At 34.9% G+C, this 25,122-nt stretch carries 26 protein-coding genes and 1 tRNA gene; 14 read left to right on the top strand and 13 right to left on the bottom strand.

The genetic code is table 11. From position 1 onward, the window contains the following. Positions 1–10: 10 nt before the first annotated feature. The gene (locus BZ25_RS01890; protein ID WP_012208533.1) at positions 11–463 is read right to left on the bottom strand and encodes a hypothetical protein; all 453 of its coding nucleotides are present in this window, start codon (positions 461–463) and stop codon (positions 11–13) included. 194 nt (positions 464–657) lie between these two features. Between BZ25_RS01890 and BZ25_RS01885 the strand changes: the two genes are divergently transcribed. The 12 genes from BZ25_RS01885 (at position 658) to BZ25_RS01830 (ending at position 8,939) form a co-directional block, all read left to right on the top strand. Next, positions 658–1,365: a hypothetical protein gene (locus BZ25_RS01885; RefSeq protein WP_012208534.1), complete on the top strand. Its 708-nt coding sequence runs from the start codon at positions 658–660 to the stop codon at positions 1,363–1,365. Between the two features lie 20 nt (positions 1,366–1,385). Continuing rightward, entirely contained in the window at positions 1,386–2,042 is a 657-nt protein-coding gene (locus BZ25_RS01880) for an N-glycosylase/DNA lyase (protein WP_012208535.1), read from the top strand. Positions 2,043–2,150: 108 nt separating this feature from the next. After that, positions 2,151–2,387, top strand: a complete 237-nt coding sequence (locus BZ25_RS01875) for an FmdB family zinc ribbon protein (RefSeq protein ID WP_041534044.1) — start codon at positions 2,151–2,153, stop codon at positions 2,385–2,387. Positions 2,388–2,426: 39 nt separating this feature from the next. Continuing rightward, positions 2,427–2,502: transfer RNA gene (locus tag BZ25_RS01870), tRNA-Lys, on the top strand. A 198-nt stretch (positions 2,503–2,700) separates the two neighbouring features. Beyond that, positions 2,701–3,228, top strand: a complete 528-nt coding sequence (gene infC / locus BZ25_RS01865) for a translation initiation factor IF-3 (protein WP_103065280.1) — start codon at positions 2,701–2,703, stop codon at positions 3,226–3,228. A 38-nt stretch (positions 3,229–3,266) separates the two neighbouring features. Next, positions 3,267–3,464: a 50S ribosomal protein L35 gene (gene rpmI, locus BZ25_RS01860; RefSeq protein ID WP_041534045.1), complete on the top strand. Its 198-nt coding sequence runs from the start codon at positions 3,267–3,269 to the stop codon at positions 3,462–3,464. Between the two features lie 45 nt (positions 3,465–3,509). Next, on the top strand, positions 3,510–3,875 hold the full coding sequence (gene rplT / locus BZ25_RS01855) for a 50S ribosomal protein L20 (RefSeq protein ID WP_012208539.1): 366 nt from the start codon (positions 3,510–3,512) through the stop codon (positions 3,873–3,875). Between the two features lie 188 nt (positions 3,876–4,063). Further along, the gene (gene cysC / locus BZ25_RS01850; RefSeq protein WP_121514829.1) at positions 4,064–4,669 is read left to right on the top strand and encodes an adenylyl-sulfate kinase; all 606 of its coding nucleotides are present in this window, start codon (positions 4,064–4,066) and stop codon (positions 4,667–4,669) included. Positions 4,670–4,773: 104 nt separating this feature from the next. Continuing rightward, positions 4,774–5,928: a sulfate adenylyltransferase gene (gene sat / locus BZ25_RS01845; RefSeq protein ID WP_121514830.1), complete on the top strand. Its 1,155-nt coding sequence runs from the start codon at positions 4,774–4,776 to the stop codon at positions 5,926–5,928. Between the two features lie 283 nt (positions 5,929–6,211). Then, on the top strand, positions 6,212–6,481 hold the full coding sequence (locus tag BZ25_RS01840; protein ID WP_012208542.1) for a metal-sensing transcriptional repressor: 270 nt from the start codon (positions 6,212–6,214) through the stop codon (positions 6,479–6,481). 17 nt (positions 6,482–6,498) lie between these two features. Next, complete coding sequence (locus BZ25_RS01835; protein ID WP_121514831.1) at positions 6,499–8,718, top strand: cation-translocating P-type ATPase; 2,220 nt, start codon at positions 6,499–6,501, stop codon at positions 8,716–8,718. 11 nt (positions 8,719–8,729) lie between these two features. Further along, positions 8,730–8,939 (top strand): heavy-metal-associated domain-containing protein, encoded by a 210-nt coding sequence (locus BZ25_RS01830; protein WP_012208544.1) that lies wholly within the window; start codon positions 8,730–8,732, stop codon positions 8,937–8,939. A gap of 99 nt (positions 8,940–9,038) precedes the next feature. Here the strand turns inward: BZ25_RS01830 and BZ25_RS01825 are convergent, their stop codons facing one another. The 6 genes from BZ25_RS01825 to BZ25_RS01805 all read right to left on the bottom strand — a co-directional run bounded on the left by BZ25_RS01825 (position 9,039) and on the right by BZ25_RS01805 (position 14,076). Then, complete coding sequence (locus BZ25_RS01825; RefSeq protein WP_121514832.1) at positions 9,039–9,983, bottom strand: diacylglycerol kinase family protein; 945 nt, start codon at positions 9,981–9,983, stop codon at positions 9,039–9,041. A 42-nt stretch (positions 9,984–10,025) separates the two neighbouring features. Beyond that, the gene (locus BZ25_RS10345; protein WP_199676829.1) at positions 10,026–10,361 is read right to left on the bottom strand and encodes a hypothetical protein; all 336 of its coding nucleotides are present in this window, start codon (positions 10,359–10,361) and stop codon (positions 10,026–10,028) included. A gap of 224 nt (positions 10,362–10,585) precedes the next feature. After that, positions 10,586–10,789 carry a hypothetical protein gene (locus tag BZ25_RS10340; RefSeq protein ID WP_041534047.1) on the bottom strand — a complete coding sequence of 68 codons (204 nt, stop codon included), beginning with the start codon at positions 10,787–10,789 and terminating at the stop codon, positions 10,586–10,588. A gap of 149 nt (positions 10,790–10,938) precedes the next feature. Then, complete coding sequence (locus BZ25_RS01815; protein ID WP_012208546.1) at positions 10,939–11,778, bottom strand: carbohydrate ABC transporter permease; 840 nt, start codon at positions 11,776–11,778, stop codon at positions 10,939–10,941. Positions 11,779–11,794: 16 nt separating this feature from the next. Next, positions 11,795–12,667 (bottom strand): carbohydrate ABC transporter permease, encoded by an 873-nt coding sequence (locus tag BZ25_RS01810; RefSeq protein WP_012208547.1) that lies wholly within the window; start codon positions 12,665–12,667, stop codon positions 11,795–11,797. A 95-nt stretch (positions 12,668–12,762) separates the two neighbouring features. Further along, complete coding sequence (locus BZ25_RS01805; RefSeq protein ID WP_012208548.1) at positions 12,763–14,076, bottom strand: ABC transporter substrate-binding protein; 1,314 nt, start codon at positions 14,074–14,076, stop codon at positions 12,763–12,765. A gap of 218 nt (positions 14,077–14,294) precedes the next feature. On the opposite strand from BZ25_RS01805, the gene BZ25_RS01800 reads away from it, so the two are divergent. Then, positions 14,295–17,363, top strand: a complete 3,069-nt coding sequence (locus BZ25_RS01800; RefSeq protein ID WP_121514833.1) for an alpha-mannosidase — start codon at positions 14,295–14,297, stop codon at positions 17,361–17,363. 37 nt (positions 17,364–17,400) lie between these two features. On the opposite strand, the gene BZ25_RS01795 is transcribed toward BZ25_RS01800, so the two are convergent. The 6 genes from BZ25_RS01795 to BZ25_RS01775 form a co-directional block, all read right to left on the bottom strand. Next, positions 17,401–19,137 (bottom strand): NADH-dependent [FeFe] hydrogenase, group A6, encoded by a 1,737-nt coding sequence (locus tag BZ25_RS01795; protein WP_012208550.1) that lies wholly within the window; start codon positions 19,135–19,137, stop codon positions 17,401–17,403. A gap of 108 nt (positions 19,138–19,245) precedes the next feature. Next, a complete protein-coding gene (locus tag BZ25_RS01790) occupies positions 19,246–20,703 on the bottom strand; it encodes an NADH-ubiquinone oxidoreductase-F iron-sulfur binding region domain-containing protein (RefSeq protein ID WP_012208551.1) in 1,458 nt (485 codons plus the stop codon). A 13-nt stretch (positions 20,704–20,716) separates the two neighbouring features. After that, entirely contained in the window at positions 20,717–21,091 is a 375-nt protein-coding gene (locus BZ25_RS10180; protein ID WP_012208552.1) for a ferredoxin, read from the bottom strand. Positions 21,092–21,105: 14 nt separating this feature from the next. Beyond that, positions 21,106–21,615, bottom strand: coding sequence for an NAD(P)H-dependent oxidoreductase subunit E (locus tag BZ25_RS01785; RefSeq protein WP_012208553.1), 510 nt, complete (start codon positions 21,613–21,615; stop codon positions 21,106–21,108). Positions 21,616–21,772: 157 nt separating this feature from the next. Then, positions 21,773–22,918: a Gfo/Idh/MocA family protein gene (locus BZ25_RS01780; RefSeq protein ID WP_121514834.1), complete on the bottom strand. Its 1,146-nt coding sequence runs from the start codon at positions 22,916–22,918 to the stop codon at positions 21,773–21,775. 106 nt (positions 22,919–23,024) lie between these two features. After that, positions 23,025–24,119 carry a Gfo/Idh/MocA family protein gene (locus tag BZ25_RS01775; RefSeq protein ID WP_121514835.1) on the bottom strand — a complete coding sequence of 365 codons (1,095 nt, stop codon included), beginning with the start codon at positions 24,117–24,119 and terminating at the stop codon, positions 23,025–23,027. A 153-nt stretch (positions 24,120–24,272) separates the two neighbouring features. Here BZ25_RS01775 and BZ25_RS01770 point away from each other — a divergent pair, with 153 nt between their 5' ends. After that, positions 24,273–25,028, top strand: a complete 756-nt coding sequence (locus BZ25_RS01770) for an SDR family NAD(P)-dependent oxidoreductase (protein WP_121514836.1) — start codon at positions 24,273–24,275, stop codon at positions 25,026–25,028. Positions 25,029–25,122: the final 94 nt, after the last annotated feature.

Below are 25,122 nucleotides of genomic sequence, written 5' to 3'. Positions count from 1 at the left end.
TACTCACCGCCTATTTTTTGAATTCAAGAAGTAATTCAAACTTTCCGTCTTGAAGAATGAATCTAGAAATTTTTAAAGATTTTAACATGGTATCAACAAAAGGATTTATTTTTACTTTATTAAAATCTATCAAAATCTCATAATCTTTTGAAGAAACTGCTTCGCTGAATTCTGAAAGTATATAAAATACACCTTCTAAAATCTTTCTGACACCTTCATCACCACTCAAGGACAAGCGCAACTTTCCGTTTTCTAAATCTTCTGGTTTTTCTAAAATCTTAATCAAAGATTCCACTTTTGAATCTTTCCCCAAAAAATTGACCTCCATTTGAAAACTTATTCCATCTTCCCTCAGCTTTACATTCAAATTTTTTAGACCTTGCACTTGGGTATTTTCTTCGATAACTTTGTCTATTAAACCGTTTATAAATTCTTCATCAACCTCGATTCTTAAACTTCCCAATTTAATTCCTCCTTCTAACTTTTAATTTTTTTGTACCCTAGAAATCTTTATCACTCTTCACTTCGTTCAAGAGAGTTAAAACCTTTTTAAAATTATACCATAAAATTGATTTTGCCAATCAAAAATATGTGATACAATTAGTTGGTTTAAGATTTTAAAAATACTAATTTAATTATAAAAGGGGTGAATTTGATATGGTAACTCCAGATTTTATCAATACCGAGGCTTTTACAAATCTCTATTTATTGTTAGTTAATTCAGTCTATATTTTGTTCCCTCTATCCCTAATACTTTTACTTTTTTCAAAGATTTCTTTCAAAGTTACTATTTTTCTTTTGGGTGTATATGCATCCTATTCCATAGTGATACCTTATCTGCTCAAAGTCCCCTTAATTAATAATTTTGTTCTCACGTTTGGTGATTACAGCTTTTTTATTTATTTGATATTCAGTTTGATCTTTGGATTTGTATTTTATCATCTAGTTAATGTAGCCTTTGTGGTTGGTGGTTTCCTTTTAGGCGGACTGGTTGGTTACTCAATAGGAACTTTTATAATTTCTTCCAATGGAGAGTGGTTGAATAATCTACCTTTTTCCATTTCTTACATTCCTTGGATAATTTTTGCTATCTTAGGTGTGATCGTTGCGATAATCTTTTCAAAGAATTATCAGTCAATCATCTCAATCATTTCAGTGATATTTGGAAGTTTTATACTATCTTTTTACACCATCTATTTATTGGAAAAACACACATCCATTACCATCGGAAATAATTCTTTGCTAAGTGGATGGGAACAACTAAGCCAGCCTGAGTTTTTTGGAATCTTTATTTCTCTTATAATTTATATGATCTTAGGTTTTTTCTTAATTGTAAGATCCAACAGAAAAAAAGGTAATAATTGACACAATCTTGGAGGAATAAGATGATCCATTCTAACATAACAAATTCTTTAGATATTTTGGTCAATAAAATAGAAGATGTGAAACTTACAATTAAGGATGAAGTTGAAAGAAGGTTTGAAGAGTTTAAGGATATTGGAAAAAATGGCGATGAATTGGACTTATTCAGTGAACTATCTTTTTGTGTATTAACGGCAAATTGGAGGGCAAAGGGTGGCATAAAAGCTCAGAAATTTATCACAAAAGAGGGATTCGCTCACTATAACGAAGAGCAATTAATATCAAAATTAAGAGAAGTTGGACATAGATTCCCAAATACCAGATCACGATATATAGTCGAAAATAGATGGATAATTGGAAGTTTGAAAAACTTACTTCAAAAAGATATTTCAGAAAGCAGAAGGTTTTTAGTCGAAAATATAAAAGGTATAGGCTGGAAAGAAGCCAGCCATTTTTTAAGAAACGTTGGAATAGAAGACGTCGCTATATTAGATAAGCACATACTGAAAATCATGAAGAATTATAATCTCGTGAAAGAAGTCCCCAAACCTTCTTGGACGGAGAAAAAGTATACTGATCTGGAAAATCAACTGAGAGTTTTATCAAAGATGGTTGAAGAACCATTAGGGAAATTAGATCTTTATCTATGGTACATGGAAACGGGCCAAATTGACAAATAAAAAAACTATTAACATATATAACATATTAAATTTCACATAAATTTGATAGGCTACTTTTTGGTTATTTGTGATTTTTTATCAAAAAATACAAAAGGGGGAAAGATAAAATTGCCTCTATATAGATACAAGTGCAAAAATTGTGGTTATGAGTTCACTATTTTGCATTCTATGAATGAAACACCTGAAGTTAAATGTGAACTATGTGGTTCAAAAGCTGAAAAGATAATTGGTAATGTTGGTATTTCTTTCAAAGGTGAAGGTTTCTATATTACCGACTCAAGAAAATCCAAATCAAAATCTTCTTCATCTACGTCAAGTAAGGAATCAGATCAAGTCGCTTCTTGACAAACAAATTGAGTTAAGGTATAATTAAAAAGTGGTATAGGGCCATTAGCTCAGCTGGTAGAGCGACTGACTCTTAATCAGTAGGTCGTGGGTTCGAAACCCGCATGGCCCACCAGAATTTAATAATATATAAAAGGTAAAGAGGAAGTCGCCCGTAGTTAACTTCCCACCCCGGGGAATAATCAAAAACCGTCAGGGGTACGCATGTTGAAAAAAAATGACTCTTTGATTAGGAAAAGAGAGTTATTTGTGTTTAAGAAGAAATGGGTGACGATCCGTCACCCATTTTTTATATGTTAAATAAGGAAGGTGATTGTGTATAAGCGATAAAGTCGCTAAAAATAATGAGATCAAAGCTAGAAAAGTTCTGGTAATAGATCAAGAGGGGAACAAACTCGGAGAGATGCCGACAAAAGAAGCGTTAAAATTAGCCGAACAATCAGGAGTGGACTTGGTTTTAGTAGCCCCTGAAGCTAAACCTCCAGTTGCCAGAATGATGGATTATGGTAAATATATCTACGAAAAAGAGAAAAAGGAAAAATTAGCTAAGAAAAAGCAAAAAAAACAAGTTCTTAAAGAGATGAAATTTAGACTCAGAATCGATGATCATGATTTCAACACCAAATTGAAAAAGATAAGGGAATTTTTAGAAGATGGCTATAAAGTAAGAGTAGTAATTATGTTCTTAGGCAGAGATATACTTTTTAAAGAAAAAGGTAAGGAAATACTTGACAAAGTGGTATCTCAAACATCCGATATAGCAAAAGTTTCCAGAGGAGCAAAATTATTGGGTAAAGATATGGATATTATTTTAGAACCAATCAATGAGGAGAAAAAATAAGTAATCTATATATACTCTAAAAATTGGGAGGAATCAAGATGCCTAAATTAAAGACAAAAGGTTCTGCGAAAAAAAGGTTCAAGGTCACAAAAAACGGAAAAATTCTTCGACATAGAAGTAACGTAGGACATAATACGGGTTTCAAAAATAGCAGTCATATGAGAAGGCTAAAAAAAGAGGTAGAAGTACCGAAGGAAATAGTAGATAAAGTTGAAAAATCACTTGGTCTAAAATGATGATTTGAAATCAAACTTAATTTAAGTTAAAGGAGTGTATAGGAGATGAGAATTAAAAGATCTGTTACTTCTCACAAAAAAAAGAAAAAATATATAAAAGCGGCAAAAGGCTACTCGGGAGCAGTAGGTAGACGTTATTCATTGGCAAAACAACAATACTACAAATCCGGAAAATATTCTTATGCAGGTAGAAAAAACAAAAAAAGAGACTACAGAAATCTTTGGATAACAAGAATCAACGCCGCTGCAAGAGCACAAGGATTGAAGTATAATGAGTTAATTCATGGTTTAAAATTGGCTAATGTTGACATAAACAGAAAAATGCTTTCTGAACTTGCCGTAAACGATCCAGATGGATTCAACGAATACGTGAATATTGCTAAGCAATCTCTAGCTGAAAGCGTACAATAACTACAAAAGGGCGAATATACTCGCCCTTATTTTTTTCTACAACCAGTTTTACTTTCCTTTTTAACCTAATCCCCGCATATGTTCTAATACCTTAACTTGACTGAGCCCTCTGATTAGAGTATAATCTTCTTGGCAGAGTACTTTTGTTAAGATTTATATTATGGATAAGGCTTTTGGGAGGTATAAAAGTGGAGAGAAAAAAGAGTGAAAATGTAGTATGGCATGCTGGAAAGGTAAAAAAAGAAGACAGAGAAAAACTTTTAGGACAAAAGGGAGTAATCCTTTGGTTTACGGGGTTATCTGGATCTGGAAAATCGACTATAGCACATGATTTGGAAGAAAGATTGTTGAAAATGGGAAAGTTGTCGTATGTTTTGGATGGAGACAACATTAGACACGGTTTAAATGGTGATTTAGGATTCTCCCCAGAAGATAGGGGGGAAAATATTAGAAGGATAGGAGAAGTTGCAAAGTTATTCTCAGATCTTGGGATAATTACAATGACAGCCTTCATTTCCCCATACAAAAAAGATAGGCAGAGGGTAAGAGAGCTAGTAAAAGACGGGGAATTCATAGAGATATACGTAAAATGCCCACTTGATGAATTAAAAAACAGAGACCCAAAGGGTATGTACGAAAAAGCTATTAAAGGCGAAATAAAAAATTTCACAGGGGTTTCAGCTCCCTACGAAGAGCCTGAGAATCCTGAGTTAATTTTGAACACCGATGTAGAAAGCATAGAAGAATCGGTTGAAAAAGTCATTGAATATTTAAAAAACAACAATATTATCTGATTGCAGCCTTGTGCAAAAATTAAAGTACCTTTTATCCTTAAGGGTGGGGAGCGGGGTGAAAGGGCGCTAAAACAGTTTTATGAATAAAACGGAGGTCTAAAAAAATGATTGAGCCACACGGTGGAAAATTGGTCAACAAAATAGCTACTGAAGAAGAAAAAAAAGAATGGTTAAAAAGGTCGAAAGAGTTAAAAAGTATAAGTGTAACTTATTTTGATCTATCTGAGCTAGAAAACATTGCAACTGGACTATTTAGCCCCTTAGAAGGGTTTATGACAAAAGAAGATTACATTTCTGTTTTAAACAACATGAGATTATCTAACGGAACGGTATGGTCTATTCCAATAATTCTATCGGTAAAAAAAGAGATTGCGGACGAATTAAAAGTGGGAGAAGATGTATTGATAAAGAACCAAGAAGATTCAAAAGAGTATGCTATACTACATCTTCAAGAAAAGTTTGAAAGAAGAAAAGAAGAAGAGGCGTTGAAGGTTTACAAAACCCAAGACGAAACCCATCCTGGGGTGAAGTTTTTATACGAACAAGGAGAAATAGCATTAGGTGGGGAGATTACCTTACTCAACAGGATAGAGCACGAAAACTTTCAAGAGTTCAGATTCGACCCAAAAGATACAAGAAAGATATTCTCTGAAAAAGGTTGGAAAACGATAGTAGCCTTTCAAACGAGAAATCCCATACACAGGGCACACGAGTATTTGCAGAAGACAGCGCTTGAAATCGTCGATGGTTTGTTCTTAAACCCGTTGGTGGGAAAAACAAAAGATGAAGACATTCCTTCTGATGTGAGGATGAAATCCTACGAAGTTATACTGGACAAGTACTACCCAAAAGAAAGGGTATTTTTAGGGGTATTTCCTGTTAACATGAGATACGCTGGACCAAAAGAAGCGATCTTTCATGCTATATGTAGAAAGAACTATGGATGCACACATTTTATTGTAGGAAGAGACCATGCAGGTGTTGGAGATTACTACGGAACTTACGAAGCTCAAGAGATATTTGACCAGTTTAAACCCGAAGAGATAGGGATAGTACCACTAAAATTTGAACATGCATTTTATTGCACCAAATGTGAAAGCATGGCTACAGCAAAAACATGTCCACACGGAAAAGAAGACCATGTATTCCTCAGTGGGACAAAGGTAAGGGAAATGCTTTCAAAAGGAGAAAAACCACCAAAAGAGTTCACAAGAGCCGAAGTTGCAGAAATACTAATGGAATACTATATGGAAAAGTAATTTAGTTAATTTTTAGATAAAATATTAGATTGTTGAAAAATATAAAAGGCGTCTGCATAAGGCGTCTTTTTTATTTTACAAAACAATACTTAGGCTTTTTACCAAAAAATCAATTTTGTGGGATTATATCACTGACTTCAGAGTTACTTACTCGCAAGTTACTAACTCGTGAGTAAGTAATTAGGTTTACTGTTTTGACAATCCATATTAATTTGATCGTAACAAAAATAGTTTATAATTTTTTTACCCTCCCCTGGTGGGATGGATAAAAGGAGGCGATTTTATGAAACATGAAAAGGCTCTTAGAAAACTTAAAACAGCGCGTGGACAGATTGATGCAGCTATAAAAATGATTGAAGAAGAAAGATACTGTATTGATATATCTAAGCAACTGTTAGCCACAATTTCTCTTTTAAAAAATGCACACTCTGAAATATTGAAAAAACATATAGAAACATGCGTGAAAGATGCAACGTCTTCTAAAGATCCCGAAGAAATCAATGTAAAATTAGAAGAACTTGAAGAGGTTTTTGATTATCTCAAAAAAACTTAGAAAAGGTGGTGTACTATATGAGTGAAGTCAAAGAAAAACCGATAGAATCTACAAATTCTCAAGAAAAATTTGCCGAAAATAATAAAGTATCTTTTAGCGTTCAAGGGATGACTTGTGCTACATGTGTAAAAAACGTAGAACGGGCGCTTAAAAAATTAGATGGGGTAAAATATGTCTCAGTCAATTTAGCCACAGAAAAAGCTATAGTAATATCACAAGAAGCAATACCGATGAACGAAATCAAAAAGGCTGTAGCAGATGTTGGATACAAGGTCTCTGAGGAAATGCCCACCGAGGATCTGATAGAAAAAAGATTCAAAGAATCACGCAAAGATATGTATATTTCATTAGCCATTACTATACCTCTTATGGTTGTTATGATTTTAAGTATGAGCGGGGTACATGTTCCTTTTATGCTATTGATTGAGTTAATCGGTGGCGCAGCCACAATTTTCATTCCAGGTAGAAAAACTTTAAAAAGCGCCTGGATCGCTTTATCTCATCTTCACACAAATATGGATACATTAGTTTCTCTTGGAGCTATTTCAGCGTGGGCAACAACAATTTTAGCAATTGTAGGATTGAATATTCTTTCTTTTGGTACTATTGCATCTATGCTAATTACACTGAATCTGGTTGGTAGATACATCGAAGCAAGGATGAAACATAGTGCTTCAAAAGAAATAAAGCTCCTTCTATCCATGAAAGTCGACAAAGCTAATGTTATTACTGATGAAGGTGTGGTTGAATTACCCATAGAGACGGTCAAAATAGGTGATTTAATACTGGTGAGACAAGGTGAAAAAATACCTTTAGATGGTACTATCGTAGAAGGGCAAGCTTCCATAAACGAGTCTATGATAAGCGGTGAACCATTACCCCTATTAAAAAGCGAGAAGGATCCCGTAGTGAGTGGAACGATAGTTGAATCAGGTCTCTTAAAAATAAAAGTGGAAAAAGTCGGAGAAGACACATTCCTAAATCAAATGATCAAACTTGTAGAAGAAGCTTCATCCTCTAAAGTACCTATTCAAGCTCTGGCTGACAGAATAACCTTGTATTTTATCCCGACGGTTTTTTCGTTAGCTGTCTTAAGTGGTATGATTTGGTTTTTCCAATATGAAACATTCCAACCTTTTTTGATTAACGCTTCAAAAGTCATTCCTTGGGTTCTTACAGATGCTGGTCCGCTATCTACGGCAATTTTCTCGTTTGTTGCCACACTTGTTATAGCGTGCCCATGTGCACTTGGCTTAGCAACACCTATGGCTCTTGTGGCTGCCAGTTCTGTATCTGCCAAAAAAGGATTGATAATAAAAAATGGAGAAGCCATCCAAACGGCTAAAGATATAGACACAATTCTCATGGACAAAACTGGAACCTTAACTAAAGGGCAACCTTCAGTTATTGAACACAATTTAGATGATGAAACATTTTTGATCATTTCAGAAATAGAGAAAAATTCTACTCACCCATTGGCTAAAGCCATAGTCGAATACGCACATGAGCATATTAAAAATCAGAACGTTGAAATTGAAGAAATAGAGGAAATAACAGGCAAAGGAATCGTTGGGACATACAAAAACAATGAATACTATATAGGTAAACCACGTGATCCAAAACCATATCAAGCATTTATGGAAAACGCAGAGACGGTAATAGAGGTAAGTAAAAATGAAAAAATTGTTGGCTACATAAGAATCGCAGACGAGATTAAAAGTGATGCAGTAGAAGCTATAAAACAATTAAAAGAAATGGGAATGGAACCCATAATGGTAACAGGCGACAACGAAAACACCGCCAGAGCCGTTGCTAAAAAGGTTGGAATTGATAAGGTATTTGCAAATATATCACCCCAAAATAAAGTAGAAATAGTCAGAAAATATCAGATAGAAGGGAAAAAGGTAGGCATGATAGGCGATGGAATAAACGATGCCGCAGCATTAAAATCATCTGATATGGGTATTGCAATAGGTAACGGAACAGATTTGGCAATAGAATCTGCGGATGTAATAATAAGTCAAGGCGAAATTTCAAAAGTTATAGATGCCATAAATATATCAGAAATAACCTTTAAAAAAATCAAACAAAACTTATTCTGGGCTTTCTTCTACAACATTATCGCGATACCTTTGGCAATGATCGGCATCCTTCACCCAGCAATAGCAGAGGTCGCTATGTTATTTAGTTCCATAAACGTGATTTACAATTCAAGCAGAATCACAAAAAAACTATAGGAGGTTAAACAATGAAATATGTATTTGATGTTCCAGATATGTCTTGTGAACATTGCAAGATGAATATTGAAAGGCAATTAAAATCTTCAGGTATTGTGCAAAATTTCAACGTTGATTTAGAAAACAAAAAAGTAGAAGTTGAAACATTGCAAGAACCAGAAAAAATAGAAAACTTACTGGATGAAATAGGTTATCCCCCAAAATTGGTAAGCCAGGAATAATTTTTCAAAAAGCAGGAGCACTTGTTGCTCCTGTTTATATTATTAATTGATTAAATTTTTTTCTTTTACTTTCATATTTATTAGCAACAGGCAGATCCATTAATGTTCTATTGATAGCCCACTTAAAACCTTAAGTCTTTGAGGGAGAGTTTCAAAATACAAAGGAGAATGGCCCAAAGATTCACCATCCGTTTCTAAATACAGCTTTTCTTTGGATGTAATTTCTATCGATTTTCCTCTAAAGGTTTTCACAGCTTCATGGTTTATAAATGAGCCATCATATATTTTCCTTAGATTTGCTAAAATTGTACCAACAGATATCTTATCAACGACGGTTACATCGAAAAGTCCATCATCGTATTTTGCCTTCGGTGTAAACATCATTCCTCCCCCACTGTATCTACAAATCCCAACATTCAAGGTTAAAGCTTGATTTGCATACACCTTTTCTCCATCAATTTTGATTTCAACATAAGGATCCTTGAAGGAAATTAAAGTGCTTAATAAATTTAAAGAATAAGAAAGCTTGCCAAACAATCTTTTTTTACTTTTATTAGCCTTATAGGTGACTTCTGCATCAAAACCCATCCCTGCAACATTCACAAAATATCTTGTTTTTTCAACACCTGTTTGAATATAACTAACCTTACCAACATCTTGTAATATGAAATTGTCTTTACGTAAATTGCTTACCGCCTCTTCATAATTAGCAGGTATACCGACGCTTTTTCCCCAATCGTTACCAGAGCCAGAACCTATAGAACCAACTGATATTTCGATTGGATCGATAATATCCTGCGACATTATTGCGTTAACTATTTCGTTTACCGTTCCATCTCCACCAACAGAAACTAATTTTTTATACCCTTTTTTGATCCCTTCCATTGCCAAATTAAAACCATCGTAAGGCTTCTGGGTAAATAAATAATCAAAGGATATCTTTTTATTTTCCAAAATAGGATAGATATTTTTTGTCCATACTTTTAGGGCTTTACCCCCACCTGCTACCGGATTAACTATGAACAGTATTTTATCTTGTTCCACAAGGGTAGATCTCCTTTTTCATTTTAATATCTAACCAATTTACTATATTTGACCAACTGATTCAAGAAAATCGATTAAAAATCCTTTTATTATGGAAGAAGAATAAGACAATACACTCAACGTTTCTTCCTTAAGTTTTGACAATTTTCCTTCTTCATCCATCTTTCTAATTTGTTCAATAGTTACATAATCATTTAAACTTTCCCCAAACTGAGATTTGATCTCTGAATGAATCATAGAAAACTTACTAAGAGAATAGCCCGTCATTTCTTGAACGTAGTCTTCGTAATTATCAAAAAAGGCAGGTTTTGCCCCCAAAATAACTTCTTTCGCGGAATTATCAGAATAATACAAAAGATATACTAAATAATCGTCCATAAAATAGTGTGCATTGTTAAGTTTCCTTGATATGTCCTTGTTAAAAGCTGCTCCTATGATTTCAAAAAATGAACCGGGGGCATTGTGATAAGGTTGTGAAAGATCTTCGATATAATGAAGCGCACGAGCTAAAAATCTATAACCCCAATATTCGTCATTTTTTTCAAAAGCTTGTTTGGATAATTCTACAAAGTAGAGAAATGATTTGTCGCCTTCGAAAACCTTTAAAAATCCAATTCGGTTAAACTAAGATATTCTAAATTGTATTGCCTTTCTTCCTCGTATGAATATTCTGTAATAAAAACCTTTTTATCAATATTCGGTAAATCTTGAATTATATAATAAGTCATCGCCTCATGCCCACTCCAAGGGAACAGTGTAGTAGACATAAAAACAATAAAAAGTAAATACAATATGGATTTTTTCATGGACAAAATCACCTTTTTATAAAATCCTTCAATTCCTTTAATTCTTTTAAAATTTTACCATAAAATGATCTTAACAAGAAAGCAAATCAAAAAAACCCCATTTGGGGTTTTGTTGGTTAAATAATTATTTAATTTTGTTAAAACCTACTTCATTCTTTAAGCCCACTATTTACCAAACTTTTTACAAACAAATCTTGAAGTAGAAAAAATATTATAAGGGTAGGTAAAGCAACTAACAGTGTCCCTGCCATTATCACTCCCCAATTGTTACTGGACTCTCCTGAGATCATCATCTTTACGCCAACCTGTACCGTCCTCATGTCATCTTGCATGGTAACTATCAAAGGCCAAAGATACATATTCCATGCATAAACAAAATTAATAATAGCCGCCCCAGCGATTATTGGCCCAGACAAAGGTACAAGCACCTTGAAAAAATATTGCATAGCTGAAGCACCATCTATTTTTGCTGCATCCTCTAAAGAGCGAGGAATCGTCATAAAATGTTGCCTAAATAGGAATGTATTGGTTGCTGAAGCGGTAAAAGGTATTATCAACGCCCAGTAGGTGTTAACCCAACCCAGATTTGACATCAGCATAAACAAAGGTAAAATCATAACCGTTTCTGCTGGCAAAAATAAAGTTACAAATAGTGTGGAAAACAATATGTTCTTTCCTTTAAATTGAAAAGAAGAAAAAGCATAAGCAGCCAATGTTCCTGTTATTAACTTTCCTAATGTTGTAAATGAAGCAACAAGCAAAGAATTGAACAACATTCTGCCCATTGGAACAAGTTGTATAGCTGTAATGTAATTTTTAAAATTGATACTTGAAGGAAAAAACTTAGGTGGATAAGAGAAAACCTCCGTTGGTTCCATAAAACTCATGGAAATTGCAAGTATGAAAGGTAAAAACATGAAAAAAGATACAATTATTAAACCTAGCTCTACAAAAACATAATTAACTTTTTCTCTGGTCGATTTCCTCATTATTGCTTGACTCCCTTCATTGATAATGAACCCTTTTCTCACCAAATCTAAAATAAAGAAAGGTGATAATTGACATAATAATAAATAAGATAACACTCTCAGCAGCTGCTAAACTTGTTTTTTGGAAAAAGAATGCGTCTTGATATAGTTTGTAAATTAAGGTTGTTGTGCTTCCTAAGGGTCCACCTCTTGTCATAATGTCAATGATCCCAAACGACTCAAACATTCCATTGGTGATGTTCATAATAACTAAGTAAAATGTAATGGGAGAAAGTATAGGAAATTTTATTTTCCACATCCTTTGCCATACGTTCGCTCCATCAATAAGAGAACTCTCTATTATTGATTCCGATATGGACTGTAACCCTGCAAGGTAGAAAATAATTGAAAAAGGCAGCATCTTCCAAACACTGGCAACTATAACTGAAATTAACGCATATGGCACTTGATTTAACCAATTAATACTTTCTCCTGTGATTCTTGACAGAATATAATTCACATGCCCTGCAACCGGATTCAACATAAAGGTCCACAGCGCACCTCCAATAGTAAAGGAAATAACATAAGGAACAAAAATTAAAGTTCTATAAATTTTCATCCCAAAGACCTTATTATCTAATAATTGTGCGATCAGGTAGCCTAAAATAATGACTATTATTACCGTTGTAACTATATATATGATTGTGATCTTTAATGCATCCCAATATGCCTCATTCTCAAAAAGCTTAATGTAGTTATCTAAACCTGCAAATATTCTCTTATCGCCAAATGGTGATATTTTGTAAAAACTCATTAGAAAGGAGTTAATTGCAGGCCAATATATAAAAAGGGCAATAATTATTAGTGTCGGTGCAAGCAAAAGATAAGGTGTATATTTTCCCCACTTCATATTTTATTTCCTCCCAAAAAACCAAGGAAGAAAATTCTTCCTTGGATTAACAACATTTGAAATTCTAGACTTATATTAGAGATTCATTTAATAGATTATTGATAGAATTCGTTATATTCTTGGATTAATTCTGTTACTCTACTTTCAGCCCAGCTCAGTGCCTCTTCAGGTGTCATTTGTCCATCAACCATTCTTTCATACGCTATTTCTATAGTCTCTCGTGTTTCAGGGAACACTCCAATAACTGCTCCAGCGGAGTTGAAATCTCTTTTAGCTAGCAATAGTTGCAATAAGGAAGTGAAGTAATTTGGGTTCTCAGCATAGAACTCTTCATAGTGCAGCCTTTGAATGGCATCTTTTCTAACTGGGAAATATCCGGTACCTTGGTGCCATCTTATCTGTTGATCTTCACGATTGACAAACTTCAAAAATTCCCAGGCAGCTTTGGTTTCTTCGTCTGTATGGCCATCTATCAACCATAAACTTGCTCCTCCAATAACTGGTCCTCCACTGACACTTATATCTGGAACAGGTAAAAAGGCTGTACCTAACTCGTAGCCGTTACTTTCTAACCCTTCTTGAAAAACCTTTACATCAGATGTAGAAAAGAAATTCATAGCTGCTCTGCCTGAAACGAAATTTTGTCCGGCAGCATTCCAATCTTCCCTAGCTGTATTAAGAATTAAACCTTCTTTGTTCAATTGGTCAAACAGTTCAAATATTTTTAAACCTGCTTCACTATTAAAAACAGCCTCTGTCGCTCTAGCGGTTCTTCCGTTATCGTTGTTAACAAGTGGTGCATCAGCGGCAGCCATAAGTTGTTCAATTATCCATGAATGGGTAGGCCAAGTTAATCCGTATTGCACTGTATTTCCTCTTGAGTCTTTCTTTGTTAAAATTCTGGAGTATTCCAGTAGTTCTTCGTAAGTTTGAGGAGGTCTATTTGGATCTAAGCCTGCTTCTTCAAAGAGCGTTTTGTTGTAATACAACAAAGCGGTAGATGAATTGAAAGGCATGGAGTACAACTTCCCATCAACTTTGTAATAATTTAATATCGGTTCCAACAAAACCCCTACATCATAAGAATCATCTTGATCAAGTAAATCTTGGACAGGAACTATGACACCGCTGTCTATCATCAATCTTGTACCTATTTCGTAAATCTGTACTATGTGAGGTGCATTCCCGGATTGTACCCCTGCAATAAGCTTATTCAACGTCTCAGGATAACTTCCTGAATATTGCGCATTTACTTTTATATCCGGATAAGCTTCTTCAAAATCACTCACAATATCTTCAATCAAAGCTATCCTGTCTCCACTCATTGCATGCCAAAACTCTATGGTTACAGGGAAAGACAAAACGCTTAACAAAGAAACCATAAATAAAAACATAACCGTCCTTTTCACAAAACTCACCTCCAATAAATTTTTGAAACTATTTAAAGACTTTACTCAGCATCTTCTTGTATTTCAATAGTACTTTATTTTTATTTGTGAAATATAAGGAAATATAAAGTTTTATTAAAACTAAATATTTCCAAAGTTCTTTTCTTGTTTTTTACTATCTTATCTATTAAGTTGTGTTATCATTAATTGGATTGCTATCTAGGAGGTCGAAATAAAACATGTTAGAAGACATAACCAAGAAAAAGTTAGAGAACGGATTAAGAGAAGTTAAAAAATCACAAACACTTAGTATTCTCCAAATCCCGCAAATGGAATACTTTGAAGACAAAGAAAGAAGATTCAAGCCTGAATTCAACAATTCAATAAACTGGAAAAAGATAGAAAAAGAGGAAAAGTGGGGAGGGTACGATAAGGTATTTTGGTTTAGAAAAAATATCGAAGTGCCTGAAAGTATTGGTGAAGAAAGTCTATTTTTGAGGGTTTCTTTGGAAAAAGATGGCGATTTGGACGTTATTCCCGATTATCCTGAATCTTTACTTTTTGTAAATGGTCAGTTCGTTCAAGGAATAGACAAATACCATAAAGAGGCTATAATATCGCCAAAGATTGTACAAGGAAATGTATTGAGGATATACTTAAGGTCATGGACTGGCTTGAGAGCGGAATTAAATTACACATTTTCAGGTTTGGAGCTTTACAAAATAGATAAATATTCACAAAAGTACTATTTCTTAGCAAAGAATGTTCTTGACACAATCGATCAACTAAGTCAAAACGATATTGTAAGAGTAAAATTATTCAATATTTTAAACGAGTCTTACAAAAGAATCAATTTTATAAAACCTCGATCCAAAGAATACTATGAATCAATAAAAGACAGTTATAGTTTTTTGCAAGAAGAATTGAAAAAAATGAGAAATTTTAAGCTGGATTCTCCGAAAGTTGTTTTGACAGGACATTCTCATATAGATATGGCATGGCTTTGGACAGTTTTACACACAAGAGAAAAAGCACAAAGAACCTTTTCGACGGTTCTCAATCTGATGCAAGAGTATCCAGAATATATATTTATGCACTCTTCTCCGGCATTGTACAAGTTCTTAAAAAACGATTACCCTGAGTTGTATGAAAAAGTAAAGCAAAAAATAAAAGAAGGCAGATGGGAAGCAACTGGTGGTATGTGGATAGAATCTGATTCCAATATTTCTCCAGGTGAGTTTTTGATAAGACAGATACTATTTGGGAAAAGGTTCTTAAAAGAAGAGTTTGGAATTGATTCTAAAGTTGTATGGTTGCCTGATGCATTTGGTTACACATACGCCCTTCCTCAGATAATAAAGAAAAGTGGAATGAAGTACTTCGCTACAACCAAAATAAGCTGGAATGAGATCAACAAATTCCCTTACGATACTTTTTGGTGGAAAGGCATCGATGGGACAAAAATCCTTTCCCATTTTATTACGACTCCAGATAAGAACAATTATTTTTATACCTACAACGGTATGGTGGAACCTTTCACGATAAGGGGGATATGGGATAACTACAAACAAAAAGATATAAACGATGAATTACTTCTTGTCTTCGGTTGGGGAGATGGGGGAGGAGGCCCAACATATGAAATGTTAGAAAATTATGAAGCAATAAAAGAAATCCCAGGTTTACCCCAAGTGGATATGGGAAGAGTAGAGGATTATTTTGAGAAATTGGGAGAAAGAATAAGAGATAAAAATGTCCCAGTTTGGGATGATGAGCTGTACTTCGAATTACATCGAGGTACGTATACTTCACAAGCTTTTGTGAAAAGGGAAAACAGAAAATCAGAAGTATTGTACCATAACGCAGAGTTATTAAATTCTATGGCTTTGAAATTATTAGAAGATTTCGAATATCCTAAAAATTCTCTAAATGAAGGATGGGAACTATTATTATTAAATCAATTCCACGATATTTTACCAGGTTCCTCAATAAGAGAGGTTTATGAAGATGCAAGAAGGGATTTTGAAAAGATAAAGGGGATAGCTAACAAAGAGATTGAAAGGGCTATTTCTATGATTTCAAAGGAAATAAAAAGTGAAGAAGACAGTTTGGTATTATTCAATACCACCCCCTTTGAAAGGGACGAGATTTTAGAGCTAGAAAACGGTAAAAAAACTTTGGTTAGAGGAATCCCCCCTTTTGGCTATAAAAGTATTAAAATATCCAATTTGGAGCAGAAGCAAATTGATGAAAAAATGATCGTAAAAGAAGATTACATTGAAAACAGATACTATATAATCGAATTCAATGAAAAAGGGCAGCTTAAAAGATTATACGATAAAGAAAATAAAAGGGAAGTACTGGAAGAGGGGAAATTGGGAAACGTACTACAAACCTTCGAAGATAAACCTTACTTTTTTGACGCATGGGATATTTCTCCTTATTTCAACGAAAAGATGAAAGAGGTTACTGATTTAATCGAAGTAAAAGTAGAGGAAGAGACTCCTTTAAAAGGTGTTTTAAAATTCTCATGGAGGTTTTATGACTCAACTATCGAACAAAGAGTCATTGTGTACAACCACACAAGAAGAATCGATTTTGATACACATGTTGACTGGAAAGAGAAACAAGTTTTATTAAAAACAGCTTTTCCTGTTAATATAAGAAGCACGAAAGCCACCTACAACATACAATTTGGAAACATAGAAAGAAGTACAACCAACAACACAAGTTGGGATATAGCAAAATTTGAAGTCCCAGCACAAAAATGGGCAGATCTTTCAGAAGCAAACTATGGAGTTTCCATACTAAATGATTGTAAACATGGGTACGATATAAAAGAAAACGTTATGAGACTCACTCTTCTAAGATCCCCAATCGAACCCGATGAAACCGCTGATAGAACGGATCACACATTCATTTATTCTCTTCTACCACACGGTGGAACATGGAGAGATTCACAAGTAATAGAAGAGGCTTACAAATTGAATTATCCTGTAATAGTTAAAAAGATAAGAAAAAATGAAGAAGGAAACCTCCCTGACAATTTCTCTTTTATCAAGGTCAACGATTTTGATGTGGTAATTGAAACCATAAAAAAAGCGGAAGATGATGACTCTATACTAATTAGACTTTTCGAAGATAAAGGCAGCAGAAAAGAGAAAGTGGAAATTGAACTTTTTAGAAGTATAAGAAAAGCCATTGAATGTAATTTAATTGAAGAAGAGGAAAAAGAAATTGCATTTAAAGATAATAAAATCGTATTTAACATAACCCCTTACGAAATAAAAACCTTTAAAGTGTGGTTTTAATTCAAGCTAAAGGCGGATTTTCTCCGCCTTTAGTTTTTTAAAGCCATTCTCTTTGCACATAATGCGTATGCAACAATTGATGTGATTTTTCACTTCCTGGCTTTTCCAAATACTCGTTGTATAGTCTAACAATTGATGGATTTTCATGGGACTTTCGAATTATCTTTGATTTGTCAACGACATTTAATGCCTCGATTCTCTTTTTAATCACGTTGAAATCACCATGATGGTACGGTTGACCACCGCCTCCAACACAACCTCCTGGACAAGCCATAATTTCGATTAAATGTAAGTCTATTTTTCCCGATTGAACGTCTTCCAAGAGTTTTCGTGCGTTACCTAAGCCATAAGCAACTCCAACTCTTAATTTTTTCCCATTAATTTCAACTTCTGCAACTCTTATAGACTCATATCCATGAAGTTGCTCAAATTCTACTTCTTTAAGTTCATTCCCGGTTATCCATTCATAAGCGGTTCTTAAAGCTGCCTCTGCAACTCCTCCCGTTCTTCCAAAGATGGCTGCAGCACCGGTAGATTCTCCTAAAGGACTATCGTACTCCCTTTCTGGGACAGCTTTGAAATTAATTCCTGCTTCTTTGATCATTTTCGCCAGTTCTCTGGTGGTCAATACATAATCAACATCCCTGTATTCAGGTGATGCATTTATTTCTTCTCTAGCTGCTTCGTACTTTTTGGCTAGACAGGGCATTATGGATACAACGGTTATCTTTTTGGGATCAATATCATTTTTTTGTGCATAATAACTCTTTGCAATCGCTCCAAACATCTGTTGAGGAGACTTCGCAGAAGAAGGCATCTCAAGCAAGTCAGGGAATTGATGTTCGATGAATTTAACCCATCCTGGACAACAAGAAGTCAACATAGGTAAAAAACCACCATTTTCTAACCTTTCTTTGAACTCTGTAGCTTCCTCCATTATGGTTAAATCTGCTCCAAAATTGGTATCGAAAACCTTATCAAAACCCATTAGTTTTAAAGCTCCAACCAACTTCCCGGTAGAGATAGTTCCAGGCTCGTAACCAAATTCTTCCGCTAAAGCGACCCTCACCGCAGGAGCGGTTTGAACTACAACGTGCTTCTCTTCATTTTCCAACTCTTTCCATACTTCGTCTATGTAAGATCTTTCAACTAGAGCCCCCGTAGGACAGACTGCCACGCATTGACCGCAGAAGGTACAGGCAGTTTCTTCTAAAGGCATATCAAAAGAAGGCTTAACGACAGCACCAAAACCTCTGTCTATAGCCGAAAGAACCCCAACGGTTTGAAATTCGTTACACATGGTTTCGCATCTTCTACACATAATACATTTGTTCGGATCCCTAATTATTGCAGCAGATATATCAAGATCGTAATTAGATGTTTTGCCAAAATAAGGATTGTTCACAATGTTTAGTTCAGAGGCGATTTTTTGTAGTTCACACTCACCATTTTTCGGACATTTTAGACAATCTTGTGGATGATCTGATAACAATAACTGAACAGCGGTTCTTCGAGCTTCTACCGCCATCCTGGAATGTGTCTTTATTCTCATTCCTTCAAATACCGGCGTTGTACAAGCCGGGGCTAAAGTTCTTCTACCTTCTATTTCAACCATACATACTCTACATGAAGAAGGCTTATTTTCTATATTTATATCCTTTAAGTTCATATAACAAAGTGTTGGTATGTAACCGCCAAATTTTTGAACAGCCGTTAAAACGGTATCTTTTTCAGAAGCTAAAAATTCACCGTCATTTATATATACTTTTGGCATTTAGAATTTTTCCCTCCTAACCAAAAATTTTTTCCCTCTTGAAAACCTAATTTAGCGCCCCTTCAACCCGCTCCGTACTCATTAAAATGAAGGAGTTTTATATTTTATTTATACTATTTTTATAGCGTTAAACCTGCATGTTGTGTAACAAGACCCACATTTTATACACTTTTCTTGATCTATTGTATGAGGTTTTCTCAATTCACCTTGTATCGCTTCAGTAGGACATACCCTTGCACAGGCGGTACAACCTGTACAATTTTCTGGAATTATTTCGTACCTTATTAAATTCTTACATACGCCAGCTCGACAGTTTCTGTCCAATATATGTTCTTTATATTCATCCTCAAAATACCTATAAGTAGAGAGTATCGGATTTGGGGCAGTTTGTCCTAAACCACATAAAGAACCGTTCTTTACGACATTAGCCAAAGTTAACATATGATCGAGATCTTCCAATTGAGCATTCCCAGAAGTTATTTTTTCCAATATCTCTAAAAGTCTAACGTTTCCCACACGGCATGTAGTGCACTTACCGCAGGATTCATCGACGGTAAATTGAAGATAGAATTTCGCAACATCCACCATACAAGTATCTTCATCCATGACAATCATTCCACCAGAACCCATCATCGAGCCTAGTGCTTGAAGACTATCGTAATCTATGGGGGTATCTAAGTATTCAGCGGGAATACATCCTCCCGAAGGGCCTCCAGTTTGAACAGCTTTGAACTTTTTATCCCCCTTGATCCCTCCACCTATATCGAAGATTATCTCTCTCAATGTGGTTCCCATTGGAACTTCAACGAGACCAACCTTTTTAACGTCTCCTGCAAGCGCAAATACTTTCGTACCTGGAGAATTTTCTGTTCCGAATTGTTTGAACCAGTCGGCTCCATTGAGTATTATAGGTGCTATATTTGCAAGGGTTTCAACGTTGTTTATCACTGTAGGCTTTTTCCATAAACCACTATTGGCAGGAAAAGGCGGTTTGTTGGTTGGTTCACCACGAAGACCTTCTATCGAATGGATCAAAGCGGTCTCTTCACCACAGACAAAAGCCCCGGCTCCCAGTCTGATCTCTATATCAAAAGAAAAATTACTGCCTAAAATATTTTCTCCCAGCAATCCATAATCTTTAGCTTGTGAAATAGCAACTTTTAACCTAGCAACAGCCAATGGATATTCTGCTCTTATGTAAATAATCCCTTTTTGGGCACCAATTGCGTATCCAGCGATAGCCATACCTTCTAACACAGAATGAGGATCACCCTCTAGCACTGATCTATCCATAAATGCCCCTGGATCGCCTTCATCAGCATTACATATTACGTATTTTTCGTCTCCTTTAGCTTGCATAGCGAATTTCCATTTCAAACCGGTTGGAAACCCACCACCGCCTCTGCCTCTCAAATTTGAATCTAAAACCGTTTGAATTACCTCTTCTCTTTTTGAGTTAAGCGCTTTTGCTAGGGCTAAATAACCGTTATTTTTTAAATAATCTTCTATGTTTTCGGGGTCGATATTTCCAGCGTTTCTTAAAACGATTCTTACTTGTTCCGGCATCGTTTTACCTCCCTCAAATTGCTTTTTTGTGGGTTTCTTCTATCAACAATGCTTCTGCGATTTTTCCTTCTACAAAATGTGTTTTTACAAGATCTTTTACTTTCGATTTCGTAACGTTGCCATACAATACTGGCTCTTTACCTGGTTCGTTAACTTCTACTGTTGGCTCGGCATAGCAATATCCTAAACATCCTGTTTTAATAACTTCAATATTTTCTATTTTTTCTTCCTCTATCTCTTTTAGAAGCTCATCGTACGTCTCATCAGCTCCAGCTGAGATTCCACAGGTACCTAAAGCAACTTTTAATACAATTTTATTCTTATTTTCTTTTTCTTTGAGTTCATTTATCAGCGATTCTAATTGCTCTAAACTATTTAATTTAGGCATAGAAAAACCTCCTATCAACTATTTTTCTCTTTGGCTCTATAATCTCTAATTATTCTTCTTACATCGTTTATTTTAAGTCTCCCATATACTTTTTCCCCTATTTTTACGACAGGTGCCAAACCACAAGCACCTAAACACCTAACCGGATGAATAGAAAATAATCCGTCCTCGGTTACTTCTTCTTCTTCAACATTTAAAATCTTTTTGAATTCGTCTAAGATTTCGTTCGCTCCTCCCACGTAACAAGCTGTTCCTAAGCATACACTTATAGGATACTTACCTTTAGGTTTTGTGGAGAAAAAATTGTAGAAAGTCACAACACCATAAACTTGAGAAGAAGGAATTTTCAGTTTTTTTGCCACTAATTTTTGCACTTCATTTGGGATATATCCTAGATTTTCTTGAACTTTATGCAAAACTTCAATAAGCAAGCTCCTTCTTTCTTCTTCGGTTTTGTCCGTCAAATCGAGTGAATTAAGATAAGTTTCAATGTCTTTTAATTTGCTTTCAAGAAGTTCTTCCATTCATTTTCCTCCTCGTATAATTAGGTTTTATGAGGAATAAAAGTTAAAAAATTCACTAATAATATACCTGATTGATTATACCATTTTTTATCGATTAGTAATTTAATAAAATATAAACCAGTTATTACTTTTTTCAAAAATTCGAAACAAAATAATCTTAAAATTCTACCCAACTAGCACCTCTTTTTGTACTTTCTACACACCTTTCTATAAATCGCATTCCCTCTACTCCGTCTTCTACAGTGGGGAAATCTAAGTCTCTTTGTTCTAAAAGTTCTCCTTTTTTCTTTTTTGCAATTGCGTTTATAAACTTATCGTATACCCTTGCAAAGGCTTCAACGTAACCTTCCTGATGCCCACCAGGAGTCACATAATCAGTTTTAATAAAATCATCAACGCTTTCGCTTCCCCTCGATAAAGTTATAAAAGGATGGTTAACTTTTGAGATCTTCAAGTAATTTGCGTGTTCTTGTGACCATTCTATAGATCCTTTTGTTCCATATATACCAATATCCAAAGTATTTTCGTGGCCCATAGCAATTTGAGATGTCCAGTATATGCCTTCTGCCCCATTATCATAATTTATTAGTATAGATGCATTATCGTCTAGCCTATCTGGCTCAACAAACTTGTCCATTCTGGCATTTAAGGACTTTATCTTCAAACCTGTTAGGAAAGAAACTACGCTTTCCACGTGTACCCCTATATCAGCAACGCAGTTGGATACACCCGAAACTTTTGGATCCGATCTCCACTCGTGGCGAGAATTTTTACCGGCAAACGGCACCTTTGCCATCCACTCACTTAGGTATCGACCATTGATAAACCTAACCTCACCTATTTCCCCTCTTTTAATTAACTCTCTTGCGTATCTTAACATTGAATAACCTGTAAAGGTGTAAGCAACCGCAAAAAGTAGGTTGTTTTTTCTTGCTAACTGTTTTAGCTCTTCAGCTTCTTTTAGAGTGATGGTTAACGGCTTTTCACACATCACATTTATTCCAGATTCTAAAAATTTTTTTGCCACTTCATAATGTGAACTGTTGGGCGTGACAATGGATACAAAATCTATTTTATCGGGCCTTTTAGCTTCCTCCTCAGCCATTTCTTCATAATTTTTATACAATCTTTTCTCATCTATTTTTAACTCTTTGCCTGTTGCCAAAGTGTTTTTGAAGTTTCTTGAAAAACTTCCACAGACTAATTCTGCCTTCCCGTGTAGATTTACAGCCTTTCTGTGAACTATACCTATTTGAGAGTCTTTACTTCCACCTACCATTCCATAAGTCAATCTTTTAAACATATTTTATCCTCCTCCTATTGAGTTTTATACTATCTTTGGAAACTCTAACCTTTCTTTAGCTCCCTTTCACCCCGCTCCCCACCCATAAGGATAAAGGAGTTTGGTTTTAAAATTTGACCCAAATGCCTCCATTTTTTGAACTTTCTACACATTTTTCAATAAACCTCATCCCTCTTAATCCCGCGTTTACACTTTGAAAATGGGCATTGTCATTGGTTATAATTTCTCCGTTTTTTTTATTTATTAAATCGGTAATAAATGTGGAATAAGTATTTTTGAACCCTATATTTGTTCCAGGAATTTCATCCACATTTTGAACTATCTCTTCTTTGTGGTCTTCATACAAAATTGTTAATTTGTTTGCTTGATTAAAATTCCATTTCAACGTACCTTCCGAACCATACACGCAAACGCTAAAATTGTTGTTCTCTCCCACAGCAATTTGAGACATGAAAAGTAATCCCTTACTTTTATCTTTGAAATTTATCATCACGGTGGAATTATCTTCCAATTTTCTTGATTCACCAAAAGTATCAAGGCGTGCACACAAACTATCGATCTCTTTTCCAGTAAGATATGAAACCATGTTCTCCACATGACTACCTATGTCGGCTGTAGTATTAGCCAAACCACTTTGGTTTGGATCCAATCTCCATTGGGCTTGTTTGTTTTCATCTTCGATCTTTTTTGCAAGCCATCCTTGAATATATTGTACGTTAACGAATCTTATTTCGCCCAACTCACCTTTTTCTATTTTGTTCCTAGCTAACGAGATCACCGGATATCCCACGTACGAATACGTCACACACAACAAAAGATCGTTATCCTCTGCCAACTTTTTTAGCTCCTGGGCTTCTTTTACTGTTGTTGTTAGTGGTTTATCGCAGACAACATTTATACCTTTTTCTAAGAAAGTTTTAGCTATTTCATAATGGGAAGCATTCGGAGTAGCAACAACGACAAAATCAATTTTATTTTTCTTTTTACTCTCCTCTTCAGCCATTTCTAAGTAGTTTTCGTACAATCTATCTTTCTTTATGTCCCACTTTTTGCCTGTTTTTAATGTTTTTTTATAATCCCTTGAAAAACATCCACTAACTATGCTTGCCCTTCCATCTGATAATATTGCATTTCTATGTGCCTCACCTATCATAGAATCTATGGATCCACCAACCATTCCGTAGGTTATTTTTTTTGACATAATACACCTCCATAAAAAGATTTCTTTTTATTATTTTAACATAAATGCTTTTTCTTTTAAAAAAATATGGTATAATTTAGATACGATTAATTTAGTCGTTTTTATTTATCGTAAATTGTGAAAATATTCACATCAAAAGGAGGGATTCATATTATGGCAGGAAGATTAGAAGGAAAAGTTGCTATTATTACAGGAGCCGCAAGAGGAATGGGAAGAGCTGAAGCTGAACTCTTCGCAAAAGAGGGAGCGAAGGTCGTTGTTGCAGATATTTTAGAGAAGGAAGCAAAAGAGGTAGCAGATAAAATCAACAAAGATGGATATGAAGCAATTGGGGTGAAACTTGACGTTGCAAAAGCTGATGACTGGAAAAAAGTTGTAGATCAGGTAACTGAAAAATGGGGTAAGGTTGATGTCTTAGTAAACAACGCAGGTATTTTGAGTATGAACGGAGTAGAGGGAACAACAGAAGAAGAATGGGATCGTGTAATGAACATAAACGCAAAGAGTCAATTTTTGGGTATAAAGTATGTTTTACCAGCTATGAAGAAAGCAACAAAAGGTTCTATAATCAACATTTCATCTATTTATGGGCTCATAGGTACTGGAGCTGCTGTAGCGTATCATGCTTCAAAAGGCGCATCAAGATTGTTAACAAAGACCGTTGCAGCTGAACTTGCTAAATACAACATTAGGGTGAATTCAATACATCCTGGTGTAATAAGAACACCGATGACTGATGAAATACTAAAAGACGAACAAGCGGCTAAAGGACTTCTTGGAACTACCGTACTAGGTAGGCCTGCTGAACCTGAAGAAGTTGCCAATGGAGCTTTGTTCTTAGCTTCCGATGAATCCTCGTTCATGACAGGTTCTGAATTGGTTATTGATGGAGGATACACTGCATTATAATAATAAATTGTATCATCAAAACATCCGCGTAAAGCGGATGTTTTTTTCCTGAGTTTGACAGTTACAAAAACGTAAGAATTATAAAACAGGCATG

The organism is Petrotoga sp. Shatin.DS.tank11.9.2.9.3 (genome assembly GCF_003665005.1).
GTDB classification, from domain to species: Bacteria; Thermotogota; Thermotogae; order Petrotogales; family Petrotogaceae; genus Petrotoga; species Petrotoga mobilis.
Note: the sequence above shows the minus strand (reverse complement) of the source record. Positions and strands in the feature narration are given on the sequence as shown.

Excerpts from the sequence above, each read along its gene's own strand:
- BZ25_RS01840 (WP_012208542.1), top strand. The coding sequence starts at position 6,212 with ATGAAACATGAAAAGGCTCTTAGAAAACTTAAAACAGCGCGTGGACAG.
- sat (WP_121514830.1), top strand. The coding sequence starts at position 4,774 with ATGATTGAGCCACACGGTGGAAAATTGGTCAACAAAATAGCTACTGAA.
- BZ25_RS01800 (WP_121514833.1), top strand. The coding sequence starts at position 14,295 with ATGTTAGAAGACATAACCAAGAAAAAGTTAGAGAACGGATTAAGAGAA.
- BZ25_RS10340 (WP_041534047.1), bottom strand. The coding sequence starts at position 10,789 with ATGAAAAAATCCATATTGTATTTACTTTTTATTGTTTTTATGTCTACT.
- BZ25_RS01795 (WP_012208550.1), bottom strand. The coding sequence starts at position 19,137 with ATGCCAAAAGTATATATAAATGACGGTGAATTTTTAGCTTCTGAAAAA.
- BZ25_RS01835 (WP_121514831.1), top strand. The coding sequence starts at position 6,499 with ATGAGTGAAGTCAAAGAAAAACCGATAGAATCTACAAATTCTCAAGAA.
- BZ25_RS10345 (WP_199676829.1), bottom strand. The coding sequence starts at position 10,361 with ATGGACGATTATTTAGTATATCTTTTGTATTATTCTGATAATTCCGCG.
- BZ25_RS01885 (WP_012208534.1), top strand. The coding sequence starts at position 658 with ATGGTAACTCCAGATTTTATCAATACCGAGGCTTTTACAAATCTCTAT.
- rpmI (WP_041534045.1), top strand. The coding sequence starts at position 3,267 with ATGCCTAAATTAAAGACAAAAGGTTCTGCGAAAAAAAGGTTCAAGGTC.
- BZ25_RS01770 (WP_121514836.1), top strand. The coding sequence starts at position 24,273 with ATGGCAGGAAGATTAGAAGGAAAAGTTGCTATTATTACAGGAGCCGCA.
- BZ25_RS10180 (WP_012208552.1), bottom strand. The coding sequence starts at position 21,091 with ATGCCTAAATTAAATAGTTTAGAGCAATTAGAATCGCTGATAAATGAA.
- BZ25_RS01880 (WP_012208535.1), top strand. The coding sequence starts at position 1,386 with ATGATCCATTCTAACATAACAAATTCTTTAGATATTTTGGTCAATAAA.
- BZ25_RS01780 (WP_121514834.1), bottom strand. The coding sequence starts at position 22,918 with ATGTTTAAAAGATTGACTTATGGAATGGTAGGTGGAAGTAAAGACTCT.
- BZ25_RS01790 (WP_012208551.1), bottom strand. The coding sequence starts at position 20,703 with ATGCCGGAACAAGTAAGAATCGTTTTAAGAAACGCTGGAAATATCGAC.
- BZ25_RS01810 (WP_012208547.1), bottom strand. The coding sequence starts at position 12,667 with ATGAAGTGGGGAAAATATACACCTTATCTTTTGCTTGCACCGACACTA.
- BZ25_RS01830 (WP_012208544.1), top strand. The coding sequence starts at position 8,730 with ATGAAATATGTATTTGATGTTCCAGATATGTCTTGTGAACATTGCAAG.
- rplT (WP_012208539.1), top strand. The coding sequence starts at position 3,510 with ATGAGAATTAAAAGATCTGTTACTTCTCACAAAAAAAAGAAAAAATAT.
- BZ25_RS01785 (WP_012208553.1), bottom strand. The coding sequence starts at position 21,615 with ATGGAAGAACTTCTTGAAAGCAAATTAAAAGACATTGAAACTTATCTT.
- BZ25_RS01775 (WP_121514835.1), bottom strand. The coding sequence starts at position 24,119 with ATGTCAAAAAAAATAACCTACGGAATGGTTGGTGGATCCATAGATTCT.
- BZ25_RS01815 (WP_012208546.1), bottom strand. The coding sequence starts at position 11,778 with ATGAGGAAATCGACCAGAGAAAAAGTTAATTATGTTTTTGTAGAGCTA.